This is a genomic window from Arthrobacter sp. TJ-263, assembly GCF_058269155.1.
The window spans coordinates 357388-376824 of sequence record NZ_JBZCNE010000001.1 but is presented as its reverse complement, the minus strand read 5'-3'; the positions used below and the strand labels follow the sequence as shown (position 1 = coordinate 376824).

Sequence of the window (19437 nt, the reverse complement as noted above, 5' to 3'; positions counted from 1 at the left end):
GGGATCCGCGCAGCAGACGCCGTGCGGATCCCGCCATTCCTGTACGCCCGCGGACGGGCGGCTGGTCACGGCCGTTGCCGGCCCGACCCGGACCGTCCCGCTAGTCGCGGGCGAGGGCGGTCAATCCGGGGAGCTCCTTGCCCTCGAGGTACTCGAGGCTGGCGCCGCCGCCGGTGGAGATGTGCCCGAACTGCTCGTCGGCGAACCCGAGGCCGCGCACGGCTGCGGCGGAATCGCCACCGCCGACCACGGTCAGGGCGCCGTTCGCCTGGGCGTCGACGAGGGCCTGCGCGACGGCGCGCGTGCCGCCTGCGAAGGCGTCGAACTCGAACACCCCCATGGGTCCGTTCCAGAACACCGTCCTCGCTTCGGCGATGTTCGCGGCGAAGTCCTCACCCGTCGCGGGCCCGATGTCGAGCCCGATCCCGGAGGCCCCGAAGGTGCCTGCCTCGATGGCGTCCGCGGCGGCCACGCCGGACCGCGCGTCGGCCGCGAACTTCTCGGCCACGACGATGTCCGTGGGCAGCACGAACTGCGTGCCGTCCCGGGCTCCGCGCTCGAGGTAGCCCCGCACGACGTCGATCTGGTCCTCCTCCAGGAGGCTCGCCCCGACCTTGTGGCCCTGGGCGGCGAGGAACGTGAACACCATGCCGCCGCCCACGAGGATGCGGTCGGCGGTACCGATCAGGTTCTCGATCACGGCGAGCTTGTCGGACACCTTGGACCCGCCGAGCACGACGACGAAGGGCCGCTGGGGATCCTTCGTCAGCTTCTCGAGGACCACGAGTTCGGCCTTCACGAGGTCGCCCTGGTAGGAGGGCAGCAGGGCCGCGATGTCGTACACGCTCGCGTGCCGGCGGTGCACGGCACCGAAGGCGTCGTCCACGTAGGCTCCGTCAGGTCCCGCCAGGTCGGCGAGCTCCCGGGCGAAGGCTGCGCGCTCGGCGTCGTCCTTGCTGGTCTCGCGGGCGTCGAAGCGCACGTTCTCCAGCAGGAGCACCTCCCCCTCGGACAGGGCGGCGGCCGAACTGCGGGCGCCCTCCCCCGTGGTGTCGGGCGCGAGGGTGACCGGGAAGTCCGCCAGGTCCCGGAGGACGTCGGCGGCCGGCGCGAGCGAGTACTTCTGCTCGGGGGCACCCTTGGGCCGGCCGAGGTGGGCCATGACGATGACGGCGGCCCCGGCCTCGCTCAGCTTGCGCAGAACGGGCAGGGACGCGCGCACGCGGCCGTCGTCGGTGACCGACAGATCCGGCACCCCGCCCTCCAGGGGGACGTTGAGGTCGGAGCGGACGAGGACGCGGCGGCCCCGGACCCCTTCGGCGAGGAGGTCGTCCAGTGATGCGTATGCCATGGGCGGAACCGCCTAGGAGAGCTTGGCGGCGACGATTTCGGTCAGGTCGACCAGGCGGTTCGAGTAGCCCCACTCGTTGTCGTACCAGCCGACGACCTTCACCTGGTTGCCGAGGACCTTGGTCAGACCGGAGTCGAAGATGCAGGACGCCGGGTCGGTCACGATGTCCGAGGACACGATGGGGTCCTCGGTGTAGGAGAGGTAGCCCTTGAGCGAACCGTCGGCGGCGGCAGCCTTGTAGGCGGCGTTGACCTCCTCGGCGGTGACCTCGCGGCCCAGCGTGACCGTGAGGTCGGTCGCGGAGCCGGTGGGCACGGGGACCCGGATGGCGTAGCCGTCGAGCTTGCCCTTCAGTTCGGGGAGCACGAGGCCGATGGCCTTGGCGGCACCCGTGGAGGTGGGGACCATGTTGATCGCGGCGGCACGGGCGCGGCGGAGGTCCTTGTGGGGGCCGTCCTGCAGGTTCTGGTCGGCCGTGTAGGCGTGGATCGTCGTCATGAGGCCGCGCTCGATCCCGAAGGAGTCGTTAAGGACCTTGGCGAGGGGGCCGAGGCAGTTGGTGGTGCACGACGCGTTCGAGATGATGTGGTGGTTCTCGGGGTCGTAGTCGCCGTCGTTGACGCCGAGCACCACGGTGAGGTCCTCGTCGGAGGCGGGAGCGGAGATCAGGACCTTCTTCGCCCCGGCGTCGATGTGCTTCTGCGCGTCGGAGGCCTTGGTGAAGAACCCGGTGGACTCGACGACGATGTCGACGCCGAGGTCCTTCCAGGGCAGGTTCGCAGGATCGCGCTCGGCCAGGACCTTCACGCGCTTGCCGCCGACGACGAGGTCGCCGCCGTCGACCTCGACGGATGCCTTCAGGCGTCCGGTGACGGAGTCGTACTTCAGCAGGTGCGCGAGGGCCTCGGGGCTGGTGAGGTCGTTGACCGCGACGATCTCGAGGTCCGCTCCCTGCTCGAGGGCCGCACGGAAGTAGTTGCGGCCGATGCGGCCGAAGCCATTGATTCCAACGCGAGTAGTCACTGGTTTCCATCTCCTTCATAGGTGGTGCCGCCTTGCTGACCCCTCTCGGGCGATGCCGGCGACGGATAAATCTGTACCGGGCACACCTTCGTGCCGAAATTCTCGGGTCCTGCTGGTCCTGCGGGTCCTGCACAGGCGGCGTGCGCCGGAGCGGTGCCGGGACCGAAGCCCTGCACCGCTCCAACTCTACTCAGCGCGGCCCCCGGCACGCACTCGTGACGCCGGCGGCCCGACCGGAGGGCGCGGTGCCCACCGACCGGGACGCCGGGGCGGTCACGCCCCCGGCGTGATGAGGGTGGATGCCCCGGTGCGTGCTGCCTGGAAGCGCGTCTGGACGTCGGCCCAGTTCACGAGGTTCCACCAGGCCTTCACGTAGTCGGGCTTCACGTTGACGTAGTCCAGGTAGAAGGCGTGCTCCCACATGTCGAGCATCAGCAGCGGGATGGTGCCCACGGGCACGTTGCCCTGCTGGTCGTAGAGCTGCTCGATGACGATGTTCCTGCCCAGCGGTTCGTAGGCCAGGACGGCCCAGCCGGAGCCCTGCAGCGAGGTGGCCGCGGCGGTGAAGTGCGCGCGGAACGCGTCGAAGGAGCCGAACGCGTCGTCCAGGGCCGCGGCGAGCTCGCCCTCGGGCTTGTCGCCTCCCTCGGGGGACATGTTCTTCCAGAAGATGCTGTGGTTGATGACACCGCCGACGTGGAACGCCAGGTCCTTGGAGAGCTTCGGGATGGTGCCGTACGCTCCCTTCTCGCGGGCCTCGGCGAGCTGCGCGAGGGCGTCGTTGGCGCCCTTGACGTAGGTGGCCTGGTGCTTGGAGTGGTGCAGTTCCATGATCCGGCCGGAGATGTGCGGTTCCAGGGCGGCGTAGTCGTAGTCAAGATCCGGCAGTACGTATTCGCTCACGTAGTCCTCCATGTAGTGATCTCGGTACCCGCGCGGTCGGTGGACCCATGGGTCCGGACGGCAGGCGTCCCGCTGATCAGAAGCGGGCTTGCTGTTCCATCCTATGCATTCGCGTCACTCGTCGAGCATGTCGGCGGTCACATTCGCATCGGTCCCCGGGATCCCGACGTCCGTGGCCTTCTTGTCCGCCATCGCGAGCAGCCGACGGATCCGCCCGGCGATCGCGTCCTTCGTCATCGGGGGGTCCGCGAGCCGGCCGAGTTCGTCGAGGCTCGCCTGCTTGTGGGCGACGCGCAACTCGCCCGCGTAGCGCAGGTGCTCGGGGACGCCCTCCCCGAGGATCTCGAGGGCTCGCTCCACGCGGGCGCCGGCGGCGACGGCGGCCTGGGCCGAGCGGCGCAGATTGGCGTCGTCGAAGTTCGCGAGGCGATTGGCGGTGGCGCGGACCTCCTTGCGCATGCGGCGCTCCTCCCACACCATGAGGGCGTCGTGCGCGCCCATGCGGGTCAGGAGGGCTGCGATGGTGTCGCCGTCGCGGATGACCACGCGGTCGACGCCCCGCACCTCGCGGGCCTTCGCGGCGATGTCGAGCCGGCGGGCCGCCCCGACGAGGGCGAGGGCCGACTCCGGGCCCGGGCACGTGACCTCCAGGGACGAGGACCGTCCGGGCTCGGTGAGGGAGCCGTGCGCCAGGAACGCTCCACGCCACACCGCCTCGGCATCCGCCGTCGACCCGTTGACGACGGCGGACGGCAGGCCGCGGACGGGCCGGCCCCTGCTATCGAGCAGCCCGGTCTGGCGTGCGAGGGATTCCCCGTCGCGGACCACGCGCACCACGTACCGGTTGCCGCGCTTGAGGCCCCCGCCGGTCACCACGATGATCTCGCTGTTGTGGCCGTACACCTCGGCGATGGCGGCCCGCAGTCGGCGGGCCGTGGACGCCAGGTCCACCTCGGCCTCGATGACGATCCTGCCGGAGATGATGTGGAGGCCGCCGGCGAATCTCAGCAGTGCGGACACCTCGGCCTTGCGCACCGAGGACTTCTTGACGTCGAGGTGTGACAGCTCCTCTTTGACGTCGGCGGTCAGGGCCACAGATACACTCCTAGATCTCCCCGAACATGTCGTTGTAGGACGTCGCCAGCCGCAGCGGATCATGCACGGGTTTGCCGGTCGAAACTCCCACTCTACCGAAGACCGCGCGCCCGCCCATCCCGGCGACGGCTCTCTCGAACTCCCTCCGGTCCGACACCACCGAGGGGTCCACGAGAACGACGTCGACCGTCAGCTCCGGCGCGTACCGTGAGATCACGCTGAGGTGGTCGATGGCGCTCATGCCCAGGGTCTCCCGGGTGTCGTTGCTGAGGTTCATGGTGAGGCACCGCCGGGCGGAGGTGCGGCACAGCGCATCACGGAGGTCCGGCAGGAGCAGGTGCGGCAGCACGGAGGTGTACCAGGAGCCGGGGCCGAGGATCACCCAGTCGGCCAGTTCCACGGCTTCCAGGGCGTCCTGGCACGCCGGGGCGTCGTCGGGGACCAGCCGCACGTTGCTCACGTTGCCGGTGTCCGCCGCGACCGCGAGTTTCGCCTGCCCCGAGACGGTCGTGACGTGCAGTGACCCGCCGGACTCGCTGAGGACGTCCCCCTCGATCGTCAGGGGAACGCTCGCCATGGGCAGGACCCGGCCGCGGGCACCCAGGAGGGCGCCGGCCCACTGCAGGCCGGCGACGGGGTCGCCGAGCAGCTCCCACAGCGTGACGATGAGGAGGTTCCCCATGGCGTGGTCGTGGAGGGATCCCTCCGCGCCGTTCCGGGAGGAGAAGCGGTGCTGCATGACATCCCGCCAGGTGCGGCCCCAGTCGGTGTCGTCGCACAGGGCCGCCAGCGCCATCCGGAGGTCTCCCGGGGGCAGCACCCCGAGTTCGCGCCGGAGTCGCCCGGAGGATCCGCCGTCGTCGGCCACCGTCACGATCGCGGTCAGCTCCTGCGTCAGCAGACGCAGCGCGGACAGGGACGCCGACAGCCCGTGGCCGCCCCCGAGGGCGACGACGGACGGGCCGGCGCCCTGGCCCTCACCCGAGCGGCGGGAGGCCGGCGGAACGAGCGGCAGCGCTCCGGAGACCACCCCCACTACTCACGCCCGAGGTCGCGGTGGTGGGCCGAGACCTGCACACCGGGCAGCTGCGCGAGCCGCTTCGCCATCTCCTCCGTGACGGCCACCGAGCGGTGCTTCCCGCCCGTGCAGCCGACGGCGATGGTGGCGTAGTGCTTGTTCTCGCGGCGGTACCCGTCCAGGACGGGGACGAGGGCGTTCACGTAGCGGTCGATGAAATCCTCCGCGCCCTGCGCCCCGAGCACGTACTCGCTGACCGGGGCGTCGAGCCCCGTCTGCGGGCGCAGTGCGGGCACCCAGTGCGGATTCGGGATGAAGCGCACGTCGGCCACGTAGTTGGCGTCCACGGGGAGTCCGTACTTGAATCCGAAACTCATGACGTTGAGGCGCAGGACGATGGGCCCGGCATCGGAGAACAGCTCCGTCACCGCGGTGGCGAGGGCGTGCACGTTCAGCTGGCTCGTGTCGATCACGACGTCGGACGAGTGCTTGAGCTCCTTCAGGACCTCGCGCTCGGCGGCGATGCCGTCCAGGATCCGGCCGTCGCCCTGCAGGGGGTGCGGCCGCCGGCCCTGCTCGAAGCGCCGCACCAGCACGTTGTCGTCGGCGTCCAGGAAGAGGACGCGGTGGTGCACGCCCGCGGCCCGGAGGGCGTCCAGGGACGCCTTGATGTCGCTGAAGAGCTCCTTGCCGCGCACGTCGACGACGACGGCCAGCTTCGGGATCGACTGCGGGGTGCGCGCCACGAGCTCCGTCAGCGTGGTGAGCATCTGGGGCGGGAGGTTCTCGACAACGTACCAGCCGTGGTCCTCGAGCGCGTTGGCGGCCGTGCTGCGCCCGGCGCCCGACATGCCGGTCACCACCAGCAACTCGGATTCGGTGGGTTTGACCGGCGTCAGGCTCATGGCCTCAGTCATCGTGATGGATCCGTTCCGGTTCGACGGGGCTCCCGGTGGTCCGGCGTTCCCTGGGGTGTATGTCCGCGTGCGTTCCCGGCGGCACCTGGCCGCCGTTCCTCAGCCTAGCTAATCTTCGATGATCTCGCCCGTGGTCATGTTCACGGCCGGAGCGGCCGCCGCGTCCGTGGTGAGCGACGCGCGGATGCTCCGGGCGAGGGCGGGCCCCACCCCCGGCACGCCCACGAGCTCCTCGACGGTGGCGGCGCGGATCTTCTTGACCGACCCGAAGTGCTTCAGCAGGGCCTTGCGCTTGGCCGGTCCCAGCCCCGCGACGTCGTCGAGCGCCGACGCCGTCATGGACTTCCCGCGCTTCTGGCGGTGGAACGTGATCGCGAAGCGGTGTGCCTCGTCGCGGATGCGCTGCAGCAGGAACAGGCCCTCCGACGCGCGCGGGAGGATGACCGGGAACTCGCTGTCCGGGACCCAGACCTCCTCGAGGCGCTTCGCGAGACCCACCACGAAGACGTCGTCGATCCCGAGGTCCTGCAGGGCGCGGGACGCGGCGGCCACCTGGGGCGGCCCGCCGTCGACGACGACGAGGTTCGGCGGGTAGGCGAACCGGTTGCGCGTGATCGCCGTCGTCGTGTCCCTGAGGGGCACACCCTGCTCGTCGACGTCGGGGTGCTCGAGGACCGACGCGTCGTCGTCGACCGGGTCGACGTCCGGGTCGACGTCCGGGTCGGGAGCGGCGGCGTCACGCGGCCCGCCGTCCTTGCCCGCGAGATAGTTCCGGAAGCGGCGGTAGACGACGTCGTACATGGACGCGGTGTCGTCCCGTGCGGCGTCCCCGGTGATGGAGAACTTGCGGTACTCGGACTTCCGCGGCAGGCCGTCCTCGACGACCACCATGGACGCCACCACGTTGGTGCCCTGCACGTGCGAGATGTCGAAGCACTCGATGCGCATGAGCGGCTGCGGCAGGTCGAGCGCCTCCTGGAGCTCCTGCAGCGCGGCGGAGCGCGTGGTGATGTCGCCGGCCCGCCGGCTCTTGTGCAGGCGCAGGGCGTCCGCGGCGTTCTGCTCGACGGTGCCCATGAGGGTGGCCTTGTCACCGCGCTGCGGCACCCTCACCTCCACCCGGGCTCCCCGCAGGCCGCGCAGCCACTCGAGCATCTGGTCCTCGTTGCTGGGCAGGACCGGGACGAGGACCTCGCGGGGGATCTGTTCGTTGCTGCTGCTTCCCTCGCCGTACACCTGCTGCAGCAGGTGCTCCACGAGGTCCGCGGTGTCCATGTCCTCGACCTTCTCCACGACCCAGCCGCGCTGGCCCCTGATGCGGCCGCCCCGGACGTGGAAGACCTGCGCCGCGGCCTCGAGGTCGTCCTCCTTGAGGGCGAAGATGTCGGCGTCGGTGTCCTCGCTGAGCACGACCGTGTTGCGCTCGAACACCCGGCGGAGGGCGGCGATGTCGTCGCGCAGGCGGGCGGCGGACTCGTAGTCCAGTTCGGCGACCGCCTCGGCCATCTTCCGCTCGAGGCCGGCGATGAACTTCTTCGCCTCCCCGGACATGAAATCGCAGAACTCGCCGGCGAGGGCCTTGTGGTCCTCCGGGCTGATGCGTCCCACGCACGGCGCCGAGCACTTGTCGATGTACCCGAGGAGGCAGGGCCGGCCGGTGCGTTCCGCGCGCTTGAACACGCCGGTGCTGCAGGTGCGGACCGGGAAGACGCGGAGCATCGTGTCCACGGTCTCGCGGATGGCCTTCGCGGGGTAGAACGGCCCGAAGTACCGCGTGTCCTTCTTCTTGTCACCGCGCATGACCTGCACGCGGGGGTACTTCTCCCCCATGGTCACGGCGAGGTAGGGGTAGGACTTGTCGTCGCGGAACATCACGTTGAACTGCGGATTGAACTCCTTGATCCACGTGTACTCGAGCTGCAGCGCCTCAAGCTCGCTCCCGACGACGGTCCACTCGACGCTCGCCGCGGTGAACACCATGCGGCGCGTCTTCGCCAGCAGTCCCTGCGGGCTGGCGAAGTAGGAGTTCAGGCGCGAGCGGAGGTTCTTGGCCTTGCCCACGTAGATGACCCGGCCGTGCTCGTCCCGGAAGCGGTAGACGCCCGGGTCGAGGGGGATCTCGCCTGTCTTCGGCCGGTAGGTTACTGGGTTCGCCACGTCCTTCATCCTATGGCCGCGGGGTGACACGGCCCCACTCGGTGCTCCGCTCACCGCTGCTCGGGCGGTCTGCAGCGGTTGGAGAATGCCGAGCTACTCGGCGGGGGGACTCTGGTTGTAGGAGGCCACGCGCTCCTGGCCCGTGAGTGCGGCGATGCCGTCCATGATGGCGTCGGTCGCGCTCCGGCGCGCGGGCAGTGGATGCCCCGGCCCGGTCTTCGCGAAGACGAGCGGCTCCCCGATCCGCAGGGTGAAGTGCTGGGGCCGGATGCCCTTCCCGCCCGCCGGCTGCAGCGCTTCGGTGCCGATCAGGCCGACGGGCAGCACGGGTGCTCCGGTGGTCAGCGCGAGCCAGCCGACGCCGGTCCGCCCCCGGTAGAGCCGCCCGTCCCGCGAGCGGGTCCCCTCCGGGTAGATGCCGACGCCGTCGCCCTGTTCCAGGAGGTCGAGCAGCGTCCTGAGGGCCTGGACACTGGCGGCCTGCTGGCCGCGTTCCACGGGGATGGACCCCACACCCTCGAAGAACCCCTTCATGAGGGCGCCCTTCACCCCGGTCCCGGTGAAGTACTCGGCCTTCGCGAAGAACGCGACCGGCCGGGGCGTGAGGGCCTGCACCAGCACGCTGTCCAGAAAGGAGAGGTGGTTCGGGGCGACGATGAACGGGCCGTCCTCCGGCACGTTGTGGAGCCCCTCGACGGTGGGTCGGCACAGGCCGGCGATGAGACCGCGCGTGGTGCTGCGCGTCAGGTCATAGATGCCCACGGAGCACCTCCAGCAGGGCGTCGGCGGAGTCCACGACGGCGGCCGCGCCGGCGGCCTGCAGCTCGCCGGGCGCGGCGAAGCCCCAGGTCACCCCGATGCAGGCCAGGCCGTTCGCGGCGGCGCCCTCCACGTCGTGGCGGCGATCGCCCACCATCACGGCGCGGCGCGCGTGCCCGGCGTCGTACCCGTGGTGCTCGAGGGCGGCCCGGATGATGGGCGTCTTGCCGCCGGCCGTCGTGGCCTCGTCCCGCGGCGAGCCGTGGACGGAGGAGAAGAGGTGTCGGAGCCCCTGGACGGCGAGGAGTTCCTCGGCGAGCCACTCGGGCTTCTGGGTGGCGACGGCGACGGTCGCGCCGCCGTCGAGCAGTGCTTCCACGCACCGCGCGATCCCCGGGTAGGGGCGGCTCCGGGCCATCCCGGTGGCCAGGTAGCCGGCGCGGTAGGTGGCGACGACGTCGGGAACGCGCGCTGCGGGCACCCCGGCGGTCGCGGTCAGCGAGTGGACGAGGGACGGCCCGACCATCGCCTGGAGGGCGTCGTCGGGCGGGACGGGGAATCCGTGGTGCTCGAGGGCGGAACTGATCCCTCCGGTGATGGCTCCTGCGGGGTCGACGAGCGTTCCGTCGAGGTCGAAGAGGATCAGGGAACGCGTAATTGCCACCGGCCAAGCTTGCCATAGCAGCGGGAGGGCAGGCGTCACCCATGCCCTCCCGCGGAGAGCGGGCGCCGGGCGACGCTACCCGGCGGCCTTCGCGAAGACCTCCTTGAGGAAGGTGCCCGTGTAGCTGCGCTCGTTCTTCGAGACCTGCTCCGGGGTGCCGGTCGCGATGATCTGCCCGCCCCCGGAGCCGCCGTCCGGCCCGAGGTCGATGACCCAGTCCGCGCTCTTGATGACGTCGAGGTTGTGCTCGATCGTGATGACGGTGTTGCCCTTGTCCACGAGGCCCTGCAGCACCAGGAGGAGTTTGCGGATGTCCTCGAAGTGCAGGCCCGTGGTCGGCTCGTCGAGGACGTAGATGCTCCGCCCGTTGGAGCGCTTCTGCAGCTCGCTCGCGAGCTTCACGCGCTGCGCCTCGCCGCCGGAGAGCGTGGTGGCGGGCTGACCGAGCCTCACATAGCCGAGGCCCACCTCCACGAGGGTGTTGAGGTGCCGGGCGATGGGGCTGAACGCCGCGAAGAACTCGGCCCCCTCCTCGATCGGCATGTCCAGGACGTCGGCGATGGTCTTGCCCTTGTAGTGCACCTCGAGCGTCTCGCGGTTGTACCGCGCCCCGTGGCACACCTCGCAGGGGACGTAGACGTCGGGCAGGAAGTTCATCTCGATCTTCAGCGTGCCGTCACCGGAGCACGCCTCGCAGCGGCCGCCCTTGACGTTGAAGGAGAAGCGCCCGGGCAGGTAGCCGCGGACCTTCGCCTCGGTGGTCTCGGCGAAGAGCTTCCGGATGTTGTCGAAGACGCCCGTGTAGGTGGCGGGGTTGGAGCGCGGGGTGCGGCCGATGGGGCTCTGGTCCACGTGGATGACCTTGTCGAGGTGCTCCAGCCCGTCGATCCGCTTGTGCCGTCCGGCCACCTGCTTCGCGCCGTTGAGCTTGTTGGCGAGCACCTTGTAGAGGATGTCGTTGACGAGGGTGGACTTGCCCGAGCCGCTGACGCCGGTGACGGCGGTGAGCACCCCGAGCGGGATCGTGGCGTCGACGTTCACGAGGTTGTGCTCGCGCGCGCCGACCACCTTCAGCTGGCGCGAGCGGTCGATCTTCCGGCGCTTCGCCGGGATCTCGATCTTCCGGCGCCCCGAGAGGTAGTCGCCGGTCAGTGACCTCTCGTTGGTGAGCAGGTCCTCGAGGAGGCCGGAGTGCACCACCTCGCCGCCGTGCTCGCCTGCGCCGGGGCCGATGTCCACGATCCAGTCGGCCTCGGCGATGGTGTCCTCGTCGTGCTCGACGACGATGAGCGTGTTGCCGAGGTTCCGCAGACGCGTCAGGGTCTCGATCAGCCGGCGGTTGTCCCGCTGGTGCAGGCCGATGGACGGCTCGTCGAGGACGTAGAGCACGCCGACGAGGCCGGAGCCGATCTGCGTGGCGAGCCGGATGCGCTGGGCCTCGCCGCCGGACAGGGTGCCCGAGGCGCGCTCGAGGTTGAGGTATTCGAGGCCGACGTCGAGGAGGAACGTCAGGCGCGCCTGGATCTCCTTGAGCACCTGGTTGGCGATCTGCGCCTCACGGCCGGTCAGGACGAGGTTGTCGAGGAAGTCGGCGCAGTCGCGCATCGGCATCGCGGAGACCTCGGCGATGTTCCGGCCGTTGATCAGGACCGAGAGCGAGGCCGGGTTCAGCCGGGCACCGCCGCAGGTGGGGCACGGGATCTCCCGCATGTACTCCTCGTACCGGTCCCGCGAGGCCTCGGACTCCGTCTCCGTGTGCTTGCGCTGGATGTACTGGATGGCGCCCTCGAAGCCCGTGCTGTACTTCCGCTCCCGGCCGAACCGGTTCCTGTACTGCACGACGACCTTGTGGTCCTTGCCGTACAGCGCGGCTTCGCGGGCGCGGTCCGGCAGCTTGCGCCAGGGCGTCCTGACGTCGAAGTTCAGCTCGGACGCGAGGCCCTCGAGCAGCCGCGTCCAGTACTCGAGGGTCGCCGTTCCGAGCGACCACGGCGCGATCGCGCCCTCGGCGAGGCTGAGGTCGGGGTTGGGGACGACGAGTTCCTCGTCGACCTCGAGCTTGGTCCCGATGCCCGTGCAGGCGGGGCAGGCGCCGAAGGGGTTGTTGAACGAGAAGGAACGCGGCTCGACCTCGTCGATGGCCAGCGGGTGCTCGTTGGGGCAGGCCAGGTGCTCGGAGAAGGCGTGCAGGCGCTTGGCGTCGTCCTCGGGGAGGTCCACGAATTCGGCGAGGACGCGGCCGTCGGCGAGCTTGAGGGCCGTCTCCACGGAGTCCGTGAGGCGCTGCCGGATACCGCTCTTCACCACGAGCCGGTCGATGATGACCTCGATGGTGTGCTTGTACTGCTTGCCCAGCTTGGGCGGGTCGCTGAGCTGGATGAGCTTGCCGTCCACCCGGGCCCGCGAGTAGCCCTTGGCCGTGAGCTCCTGGAAGAGGTCGACGAACTCGCCCTTGCGTGCCCGGACCACCGGCGCGAGGACCTGGAAGCGCGTCCCCTCCTCGAGTTCGAGGAGCTGGTCCACGATCTGCTGGGGGGTCTGCTTCGCCACCGGCTCGCCGCAGACGGGGCAGTGCGGGCGTCCCACGCGCGCCCACAGCAGGCGCATGTAGTCGTAGATCTCGGTGATCGTGCCCACGGTGGAGCGCGGGTTCTTGCTGGTGGACTTCTGATCGATCGAGACCGCGGGCGAGAGGCCCTCGATGAAGTCGACGTCGGGCTTGTCCACCTGCCCGAGGAACTGCCGTGCGTAGGCGGACAGCGATTCGACGTAGCGCCGCTGCCCTTCCGCGAAGATGGTGTCGAAGGCGAGCGAGGACTTGCCCGATCCGGACAGGCCGGTGAAGACGATCATGGCGTCACGCGGGAGGTCGAGGTCGACGTTCCGCAGGTTGTGTTCGCGTGCACCCTTGACGATCAGCCGGGACAGGTCCTGGGGAGCGGGCTCCGGGTTGTGGGCGTGCTGCTCAAGAGAATTTGCTATAGACACCAGATAACTGTAGGAGAAAAACCGTTCGAAAGCATATTCGAATAGTCCCGGATCCGCGCTGGTACGGCGCCCCTGCGCGTGCCGTTCACCCTCGGCGCAATGCCGCCCTCACCATGGCGACGGCCTCGGCCTCCGGCACCCCGGCGGAGCGGACGACGTCGGCGAACGAGTCGGCGGCGTCGGCCACGCGCCGGCGGGCGGTATCGCCTCCTGCGGCGATGACGGTGCCGGCCCGGCCCCGGGTCTCCACGACGCCGGCCTGCTCCAGCTCGCGGTAGGCCCGGGCGACGGTGTTCGCGGCGATTCCGAGGTGGGTGGCGAGTCCGCGCACGGGCGGCAGGCGCGTGCCGACGGGAGCCTCGCCGGAATTGGCAGCGTCCAGTATCGCCTGCTTGATCTGCTCGAACGGCGGGGTCTTGCTGGCAGCATCTATGCGCAACCACCACTTGATGTCCTGCTCCATGCCCTGTCCCTTCCATCGCGGGTCCGAGGGCCCTGGGCGGCCCGTCCTCCTGAGACCCTACCGCCGCCGCGGCCCGACCCCGGGGTCGTTCCCCCGGTGCCCGAGGTGCCCTGCCTACACTGTGCTCATGACCGAGCCCCTGCACGACCTCAGCGACGTGACGATCCGCAGCATCTCCGTGTCGGAGATGGACAACAACGTGTACCTGCTCACCTCGAAGTCGAGTGGCGCCCAGGTGCTGATCGACGCCGCGGACGACGCCCCCGCCATCCTCGGGCTCCTCGCCGACGCGCAGGAGGACACCGACGCCGAGGCCCGCGTGGCGCTGATCGTCACCACGCATTCGCACTGGGACCATGTCAGGGCGCTGGCGGAGGTCCGGGAGGCGACGATGGCCCGCACCGCGGCCGGCGAGGACGACGTCGCGGACATCGCCGTGCCGACGGACGTCCCGCTGAAGCACCACGACGTCGGCTCCTTCGAGGGCTTCGAGCTGGAGGCGATCCATCTCCGCGGCCACACCCCCGGGTCCGTCGCGCTCCTGTATCGCGACCCCCACGGGCCTGCGCACCTCTTCACGGGTGATTCGCTGTTCCCCGGCGGCCTCGGCAACACCCAGGGCGACGCCGACCGTTTCGCGTCCCTGTACGAGGACGTGGTGACGCGGATCTTCGACGACCTGCCCGACGACACCGTGGTGCACCCGGGGCACGGCCGGGGCACCACGCTCGGCGCGGAGCGCGGATCGCTCCTGGAGTGGAGGCAGCGCGGCTGGTGACCGCGGCGACCCGTCAGGGGGACCGGTGCCCGACGGCGAAGATGCGGCGGAACCCGAACACGGTGCCGTGCTGCCCGGCGGGGTATGCCCGGCGCAGCAGTTCCCCGTAGCCTGCCTCGAACTCCTCGGCCTCGTCCGCGGACAGCGCGTCCAGGATCGGCCGCAGGCCGGTGCCGCGTACCCAGCCGAGGACGGCGTCCTCCCCCGGCAGCACCTGCTCGTACGTCGTCTCCCAGACATCCGCCTGCAGTCCCGCGGCTAGCAGGAGCCCGAGGTAGTCGGAGGGCTCGCCCACGGCATCGTCGTGGCGCAGGACGCCCTCGAGCCGGGCGGCCCACCGCGGGCTCGCCGCGTGGTCGCGCATCAGCGCGTGCGATGGTGCCGAGAAGTTGCCGGGAACCTGGACCGCGAGCCAGCCGTCCTCGGGGAGCGCCCGAGCCCATCGACCGAGCAGGCCGGCGTGACCGGGCACCCACTGGAGCGCGGCATTCGTGACGATCACGTCGTCGCCTCCCGGCGTGTAGTCGCGCAGGTCGCGGACCTCGAACCGCAGGTTCGGCAGCGCCGGCCGCTGCCGCGCGGCGTCGATCATCTCCACACTGGCGTCGAGACCGGTCACCTGCGCGTCCGGCCAGCGGTGGGCGAGCGTCTCCGTCAGATCGCCGGGGCCGCACCCGAGATCCACGACGGTCCGTGGAGCATCATGTCCCACCCGCGCGACGAGGTCGAAGAACGGCCGCCCACGATGTCCCGCGTGGCGGGCGTACAGTCCAGGATCCCAGCGCATGGCCCACCCTAACCTCCGCCGAACCGTGCACCGGTAGGCTGAACGGATCATGACGATCCAAGAGCACCTCCCCCGGCACGACGACGGCCGACTCACCGCGGACGCGGTCTACGAGGCCTTCACCGGCTGGGCGACGGGCCGCGGCCTGACCCTGTACCCGGCGCAGGACGAGGCCGCGATGGAACTGGTCTCCGGCAACAACGTCATCCTCGCGACGCCCACCGGCTCGGGGAAGTCCCTCGTCGCGATCGCCGCCCACCTGAAGTCCTTCGCCGAGGGCCGCACCAGCTACTACACGGCACCGATCAAGGCCCTCGTGTCCGAGAAGTTCTTCGCACTGTGCGACATCTTCGGACCGGAGAACGTCGGCATGATCACGGGCGACTCCGGCGTGAACCAGGACGCCCCGATCATCTGCTGCACCGCGGAGATCCTCGCCAACATCGCGCTGCGGGAGGGCGCCCAGGCGGACGTCGACACCGTGGTCATGGACGAGTTCCACTTCTACTCGGACCCTCAGCGCGGCTGGGCGTGGCAGGTGCCGCTCCTCGAACTCCCGCAGGCCCAGTTCCTCCTCATGTCGGCGACCCTCGGCGACGTCACGCGCTTCGAGAAGGACCTCACCGAGCGCACCGGCCGGGCGACGGCGACCGTCACCTCGGTGGAGCGCCCCATCCCGCTCCACTACTACTACGTCGAGACGCCCATCCAGGAGTCCCTCGAGGAACTGCTGTCCACGCGGCAGGCTCCCGTCTACGTGGTGCACTTCAGCCAGGCCGAGGCGATCGAACGCGCGCAGAACCTCATGAGCGTCAACGTCTGCACCCGCGAGGAGAAGGACCGCATCGCGGAGCTGATCGCGACCTTCCGGTTCTCCGCCGGCTTCGGGAAGACCCTCAACCGGCTGGTGCGCCACGGCATCGGCGTGCACCACGCCGGGATGCTGCCCAAGTACCGGCGGCTCGTCGAGCAGCTCGCCCAGGCCGGCCTGCTCAAGGTCATCTGCGGGACCGACACCCTCGGCGTGGGCATCAACGTGCCGATCCGCACCGTGCTACTCACCGCCCTCAGCAAGTACGACGGCGTCCGCACGCGCCTGCTCAACGCGCGGGAGTTCCACCAGATCTCGGGCCGCGCCGGCCGCGCGGGCTACGACACCGCGGGCACCGTCGTCGTCCAGGCACCCGAGCACGTCGTGGAGAACGCCAAGGCCATGGCGAAGGCGGTGTCGAAGTTCGGCGACGACCAGAAGAAGCTGCGCCAGGTGGTGCGGAAGAAGCCCCAGCAGGGCTTCGTCTCCTGGGGCAAGCCCACCTACGAGCGGCTCGTGGAGAGCATTCCGGATCCCCTGGCGTCGTCGTTCTCCGTCAGCCATTCCATGCTGCTGAACCTCCTCGAGCGGCCGGGCGACCCCTTCACGGCCACCAAGCGGCTTCTGACCGAGAACCACGAGACACGGGCGTCCCAGCTCACGCTCATGCGCCGGGCCATCGGTATCTACCGCGAACTCGTCACCGCCGGCATCGTCGAGAAGCTCCCCGAGCCCGAACCGGACGGCCGCCGCGTACGGCTCAAGGTGCACCTGCAGGCCAACTTCGCCCTCAACCAGCCGCTCTCCCCCTTCGCGATGGCGAGCCTGGAACTGCTCGACCCGGAGGCGCCGGGCTACGCGCTCGACGTGGTCTCGGTCATCGAGGCCACGCTCGAGAAGCCCCGCCAGGTCCTCAACGCGCAGGAGAAGAAGGCCCGCGGCGAGGCGGTGGCCGCGATGAAGGCCGAGGGCATCGACTACGACGCCCGGATGGCGCGCCTCGAGGAGGTCAGCTACCCCAAGCCCCTCGAGGAACTGCTGCAGCAGGCGTTCGACGTCTACCGGGCGTCCGCGCCGTGGCTCGGCGACTTCGAGCTGGCCCCGAAGTCCGTGGTGCGGGACATGTACGAGCGGGCCATGAGCTTCGGCGAGTACGTGGCGTTCTACTCCCTCACCCGGTCCGAGGGGATCCTCCTGCGCTACCTCGCCGACTGCTACAAGGCGCTGCGCCACACCGTGCCCGTCGAGGCGTTGCGCGAGGACCTCAGCGACATCCTCGAGTGGCTCGGGGAACTGGTCCGCCAGGTCGACAGCAGCCTGCTCGACGAGTGGACGCAGCTGGCGGCCGGCCTCACCCCGTCCGCCGCGGTGGACGCCGTCGACCTGCCGGACGAGCCGCCGTCCGTCACGTCCAACGAACGGGCCTTCCGCGTGATGGTGCGCAACGAGATGTTCCAGCGGGTCAAGCTCTTCGCCGACGAGCAGGACGCCGCGCTCGGCGCGCTCGACGCCGACTCCGGCTGGACCGCCGATCGTTGGGCCGAGGCCCTGGACGGCTACTTCGGCGACTACGAGGACATCGACGACGGCCCCGACGCCCGCGGGCCGAACCTCCTGCTCATCACCAGGACCCCCACCGCGTGGAAGGTGCGGCAGATCCTGAAGGACCCGGAGGGCAACAACGACTGGGGAATCAACGCCGAGATCGACCTCGCAGCATCCGACGACGCCGGCAGCCCGGTCGTCAGGATCCTCGGTGTCGGGGGGCCGGCGGCCGGCTGACCCGGCCCCGCACCGGCCGCGCCGCCTCCGGCCCTGCACCTTGGCTAGGCTGGAGGAATGACTACCATTCGGGAAGCACGGCCGGCGGACGTTCCGGTCATCCTCCAGCTCATCCATGACCTGGCCCTCTACGAGCGGGAGCCGGACGCCGTCCGGAACACCGTTGCGTCGCTCGAAGCGGCCCTGTTCGGTGAGCGGCCCACGATCTACGCCCACGTGGCGGAGGTCCGCGGGGAGGTCCAGGGCTTCGCGCTCTGGTTCCTCAACTACTCCACCTGGGAGGGCGTCAACGGCATCTACCTCGAGGACCTCTACGTGCGGCCCGAGGCACGCGGAGCGGGGTACGGGAAGGCGCTCCTGGCGAACCTCGCCCGGATCGCGACCGAACGCGGTTACGCCCGCGTGGAATGGTCGGTGCTCAACTGGAACGAGCCGTCCATCCGCTTCTACGAGAGCCTCGGCGCGGCGGCGCAGTCCGAGTGGAGCACGTTCCGGCTAGCGGGCGATGCGCTCGCCGACGTCGCCGCCCTGTGACCGGGCCGGCCGCCGGGCGGGACGCCCCGGATGGGACCGCTCCCGATCACACCGCGGAGCACGCCGTCGGCAGGACCGCCGTCATGCGCGGCCTGCGCGCCACCGGCCACGTGTTCCGGGTCCCGCTCGACCACGCGGACCCGGCGTCCCCCCGCATCGAGGTGTTCGCCCGCGAGTACTCCTCCACCGAACACGCCGACGACGACGTGGCCGGGCTCCCCTGGCTCCTGTTCCTGCAGGGCGGCCCGGGCGGCCGGGGCGTGCGCACCACGCAGCTCTCGGGCTGGATGAAGGCCGCGGCCCGGGACTTCCGGATCCTCATGCTCGACCAGCGCGGCACCGGGCTCTCGACGCCGGCCGACGCCGCGACCCTCGGCGTCCTGCGAAGCCCGCAGGCCCAGGCCGACTACCTCGCCCACTTCCGCGCCGACTCGATCGTCGCCGATGCCGAACTCATCCGTGATCGGCTGGGCAGCGGACCCTGGACGGTCTTCGGGCAGAGCTACGGAGGCTTCTGCACCCTCACGTACCTCTCGAAGGCGCCGGAGGGCGCCGAACGGGCGCTGATCACCGGCGGGCTGGCACCCCTGGCGGGTTCGCCCGACCAGGTGTACCGGGCGACGTTCGCGCGCGTCGCGGAACGCAACGCCGAGTACTTCGGGTGGTACCCGGAGGATCGGGGCCGCGTCACGCGCATCGCCCGCCACCTCGACCGCGTGGAGGAGTTCCTCCCGAGCGGTGAGCGGCTCACGGTGCGGCGGTTCCAGATGGTCGGCTCCTTTCTCGGCGGCAACACGCGCGTCCACGGCCTCCACTACCTGCTGGAGGACGCATTCACGACGACGGCGGACGGGCCGCGCCTGTCGGCGTCGTTCCTCGAGCAGGTCCACGCCGTCGTGAGCCGGGCGGCGCAGCCGCTCTACGCGCTGCTGCACGAGTCGATCTACTGCCAGGGGCTCGCCTCGTCGTGGTCCGCCGCGCGGGTCCTCGAGGAGTACCCCGGGTTCAGGGACGATGCCGGGGAGGTCCTCCTCACGGGAGAGATGGTCTACCCGTGGTACTTCGAGGAGGACCCGGCGCTCCGCCCGCTGCGGGCGGTCGCCGACGTCCTCGCGGGGAAGACCGACTGGGGACCGCTGTACGACGCGGACGTCCTGGCGACCAACACCGTCCCGGCCGCGGCCGCCGTGTACCGCCACGACATCTACGTCGACAGGGGCCTGTCGCTGGCGACGGCGGCGTCGGTACGGAACCTGGCAGTCTGGGAGACGGACGAGTTCCACCACGACGGCATCGCCGACGACGGCGAGGCGATCTTCGAGCGGCTGCTCGGTATGGCGCGCAGCTAGCGGAGAACCTCGCCGCCCGCGCCCGGGCCACCGTCCGAGCGCCCGGATCCGTTCGCGC

At 70.4% G+C, this 19437-nt stretch carries 16 protein-coding genes; 4 read left to right on the top strand and 12 right to left on the bottom strand.

The features are described from left to right. Window positions 1-100: 100 nt before the first annotated feature. From AC4D2F_RS01735 to AC4D2F_RS01685, 11 genes are all read right to left on the bottom strand, one after another. Window positions 101-1351, bottom strand: a complete 1251-nt coding sequence (locus AC4D2F_RS01735; RefSeq protein ID WP_490909265.1) for a phosphoglycerate kinase — start codon at window positions 1349-1351, stop codon at window positions 101-103. Window positions 1352-1363: 12 nt separating this feature from the next. Beyond that, window positions 1364-2374: a type I glyceraldehyde-3-phosphate dehydrogenase gene (gap, locus tag AC4D2F_RS01730; protein ID WP_104164813.1), complete on the bottom strand. Its 1011-nt coding sequence runs from the start codon at window positions 2372-2374 to the stop codon at window positions 1364-1366. Window positions 2375-2647: 273 nt separating this feature from the next. After that, a complete protein-coding gene (locus AC4D2F_RS01725; RefSeq protein ID WP_104120802.1) occupies window positions 2648-3277 on the bottom strand; it encodes a superoxide dismutase in 630 nt (209 codons plus the stop codon). A 114-nt stretch (window positions 3278-3391) separates the two neighbouring features. Further along, window positions 3392-4372: a DNA-binding protein WhiA gene (gene whiA / locus AC4D2F_RS01720; RefSeq protein WP_104164811.1), complete on the bottom strand. Its 981-nt coding sequence runs from the start codon at window positions 4370-4372 to the stop codon at window positions 3392-3394. 10 nt (window positions 4373-4382) lie between these two features. Next, a complete protein-coding gene (locus AC4D2F_RS01715) occupies window positions 4383-5408 on the bottom strand; it encodes a gluconeogenesis factor YvcK family protein (protein WP_490909264.1) in 1026 nt (341 codons plus the stop codon). After that, on the bottom strand, window positions 5408-6307 hold the full coding sequence (gene rapZ / locus AC4D2F_RS01710) for an RNase adapter RapZ (RefSeq protein ID WP_104164807.1): 900 nt from the start codon (window positions 6305-6307) through the stop codon (window positions 5408-5410). The genes AC4D2F_RS01715 and rapZ overlap by 1 nt, the downstream gene beginning before the upstream one ends. Before the next feature lie 108 nt (window positions 6308-6415). Continuing rightward, the gene (gene uvrC, locus AC4D2F_RS01705; protein ID WP_490909263.1) at window positions 6416-8464 is read right to left on the bottom strand and encodes an excinuclease ABC subunit UvrC; all 2049 of its coding nucleotides are present in this window, start codon (window positions 8462-8464) and stop codon (window positions 6416-6418) included. 93 nt (window positions 8465-8557) lie between these two features. Beyond that, window positions 8558-9226: a lysophospholipid acyltransferase family protein gene (locus tag AC4D2F_RS01700; RefSeq protein ID WP_490909262.1), complete on the bottom strand. Its 669-nt coding sequence runs from the start codon at window positions 9224-9226 to the stop codon at window positions 8558-8560. Beyond that, window positions 9213-9887, bottom strand: a complete 675-nt coding sequence (locus AC4D2F_RS01695) for an HAD hydrolase-like protein (protein ID WP_490909261.1) — start codon at window positions 9885-9887, stop codon at window positions 9213-9215. Before AC4D2F_RS01695 ends, AC4D2F_RS01700 begins: the two co-directional genes overlap by 14 nt. A 75-nt stretch (window positions 9888-9962) precedes the next feature. Beyond that, a complete protein-coding gene (gene uvrA, locus AC4D2F_RS01690; protein ID WP_104164803.1) occupies window positions 9963-12875 on the bottom strand; it encodes an excinuclease ABC subunit UvrA in 2913 nt (970 codons plus the stop codon). 85 nt (window positions 12876-12960) lie between these two features. Continuing rightward, window positions 12961-13338 carry a GntR family transcriptional regulator gene (locus AC4D2F_RS01685; protein WP_490909260.1) on the bottom strand — a complete coding sequence of 126 codons (378 nt, stop codon included), beginning with the start codon at window positions 13336-13338 and terminating at the stop codon, window positions 12961-12963. A 127-nt stretch (window positions 13339-13465) separates the two neighbouring features. On the opposite strand from AC4D2F_RS01685, the gene AC4D2F_RS01680 reads away from it, so the two are divergent. Beyond that, window positions 13466-14116 (top strand): MBL fold metallo-hydrolase, encoded by a 651-nt coding sequence (locus tag AC4D2F_RS01680; protein WP_490909259.1) that lies wholly within the window; start codon window positions 13466-13468, stop codon window positions 14114-14116. A 13-nt stretch (window positions 14117-14129) separates the two neighbouring features. Here AC4D2F_RS01680 and AC4D2F_RS01675 read toward each other — a convergent pair whose 3' ends face one another. Continuing rightward, window positions 14130-14903, bottom strand: a complete 774-nt coding sequence (locus AC4D2F_RS01675; protein ID WP_490909258.1) for a trans-aconitate 2-methyltransferase — start codon at window positions 14901-14903, stop codon at window positions 14130-14132. Window positions 14904-14952: 49 nt separating this feature from the next. Here AC4D2F_RS01675 and AC4D2F_RS01670 point away from each other — a divergent pair, with 49 nt between their 5' ends. The 3 genes from AC4D2F_RS01670 (at window position 14953) to AC4D2F_RS01660 (ending at window position 19379) form a co-directional block, all read left to right on the top strand. Next, on the top strand, window positions 14953-17496 hold the full coding sequence (locus tag AC4D2F_RS01670) for a DEAD/DEAH box helicase (RefSeq protein ID WP_104164799.1): 2544 nt from the start codon (window positions 14953-14955) through the stop codon (window positions 17494-17496). Between the two features lie 57 nt (window positions 17497-17553). Next, a complete protein-coding gene (locus AC4D2F_RS01665; RefSeq protein WP_490909257.1) occupies window positions 17554-18030 on the top strand; it encodes a GNAT family N-acetyltransferase in 477 nt (158 codons plus the stop codon). Between the two features lie 83 nt (window positions 18031-18113). Further along, window positions 18114-19379 carry an alpha/beta fold hydrolase gene (locus AC4D2F_RS01660; RefSeq protein WP_490910505.1) on the top strand — a complete coding sequence of 422 codons (1266 nt, stop codon included), beginning with the start codon at window positions 18114-18116 and terminating at the stop codon, window positions 19377-19379. Window positions 19380-19437 lie beyond the last annotated feature (58 nt).

Bases quoted from the DNA above. Each gene is read 5' to 3' on its own strand.
- AC4D2F_RS01735 (WP_490909265.1), bottom strand. From the start codon at position 1,351: ATGGCATACGCATCACTGGACGACCTCCTCGCCGAAGGGGTCCGGGGC.
- rapZ (WP_104164807.1), bottom strand. From the start codon at position 6,307: ATGACTGAGGCCATGAGCCTGACGCCGGTCAAACCCACCGAATCCGAG.
- AC4D2F_RS01685 (WP_490909260.1), bottom strand. From the start codon at position 13,338: ATGGAGCAGGACATCAAGTGGTGGTTGCGCATAGATGCTGCCAGCAAG.
- AC4D2F_RS01680 (WP_490909259.1), top strand. From the start codon at position 13,466: ATGACCGAGCCCCTGCACGACCTCAGCGACGTGACGATCCGCAGCATC.
- AC4D2F_RS01675 (WP_490909258.1), bottom strand. From the start codon at position 14,903: ATGCGCTGGGATCCTGGACTGTACGCCCGCCACGCGGGACATCGTGGG.
- AC4D2F_RS01670 (WP_104164799.1), top strand. From the start codon at position 14,953: ATGACGATCCAAGAGCACCTCCCCCGGCACGACGACGGCCGACTCACC.
- AC4D2F_RS01665 (WP_490909257.1), top strand. From the start codon at position 17,554: ATGACTACCATTCGGGAAGCACGGCCGGCGGACGTTCCGGTCATCCTC.
- AC4D2F_RS01660 (WP_490910505.1), top strand. From the start codon at position 18,114: ATGCGCGGCCTGCGCGCCACCGGCCACGTGTTCCGGGTCCCGCTCGAC.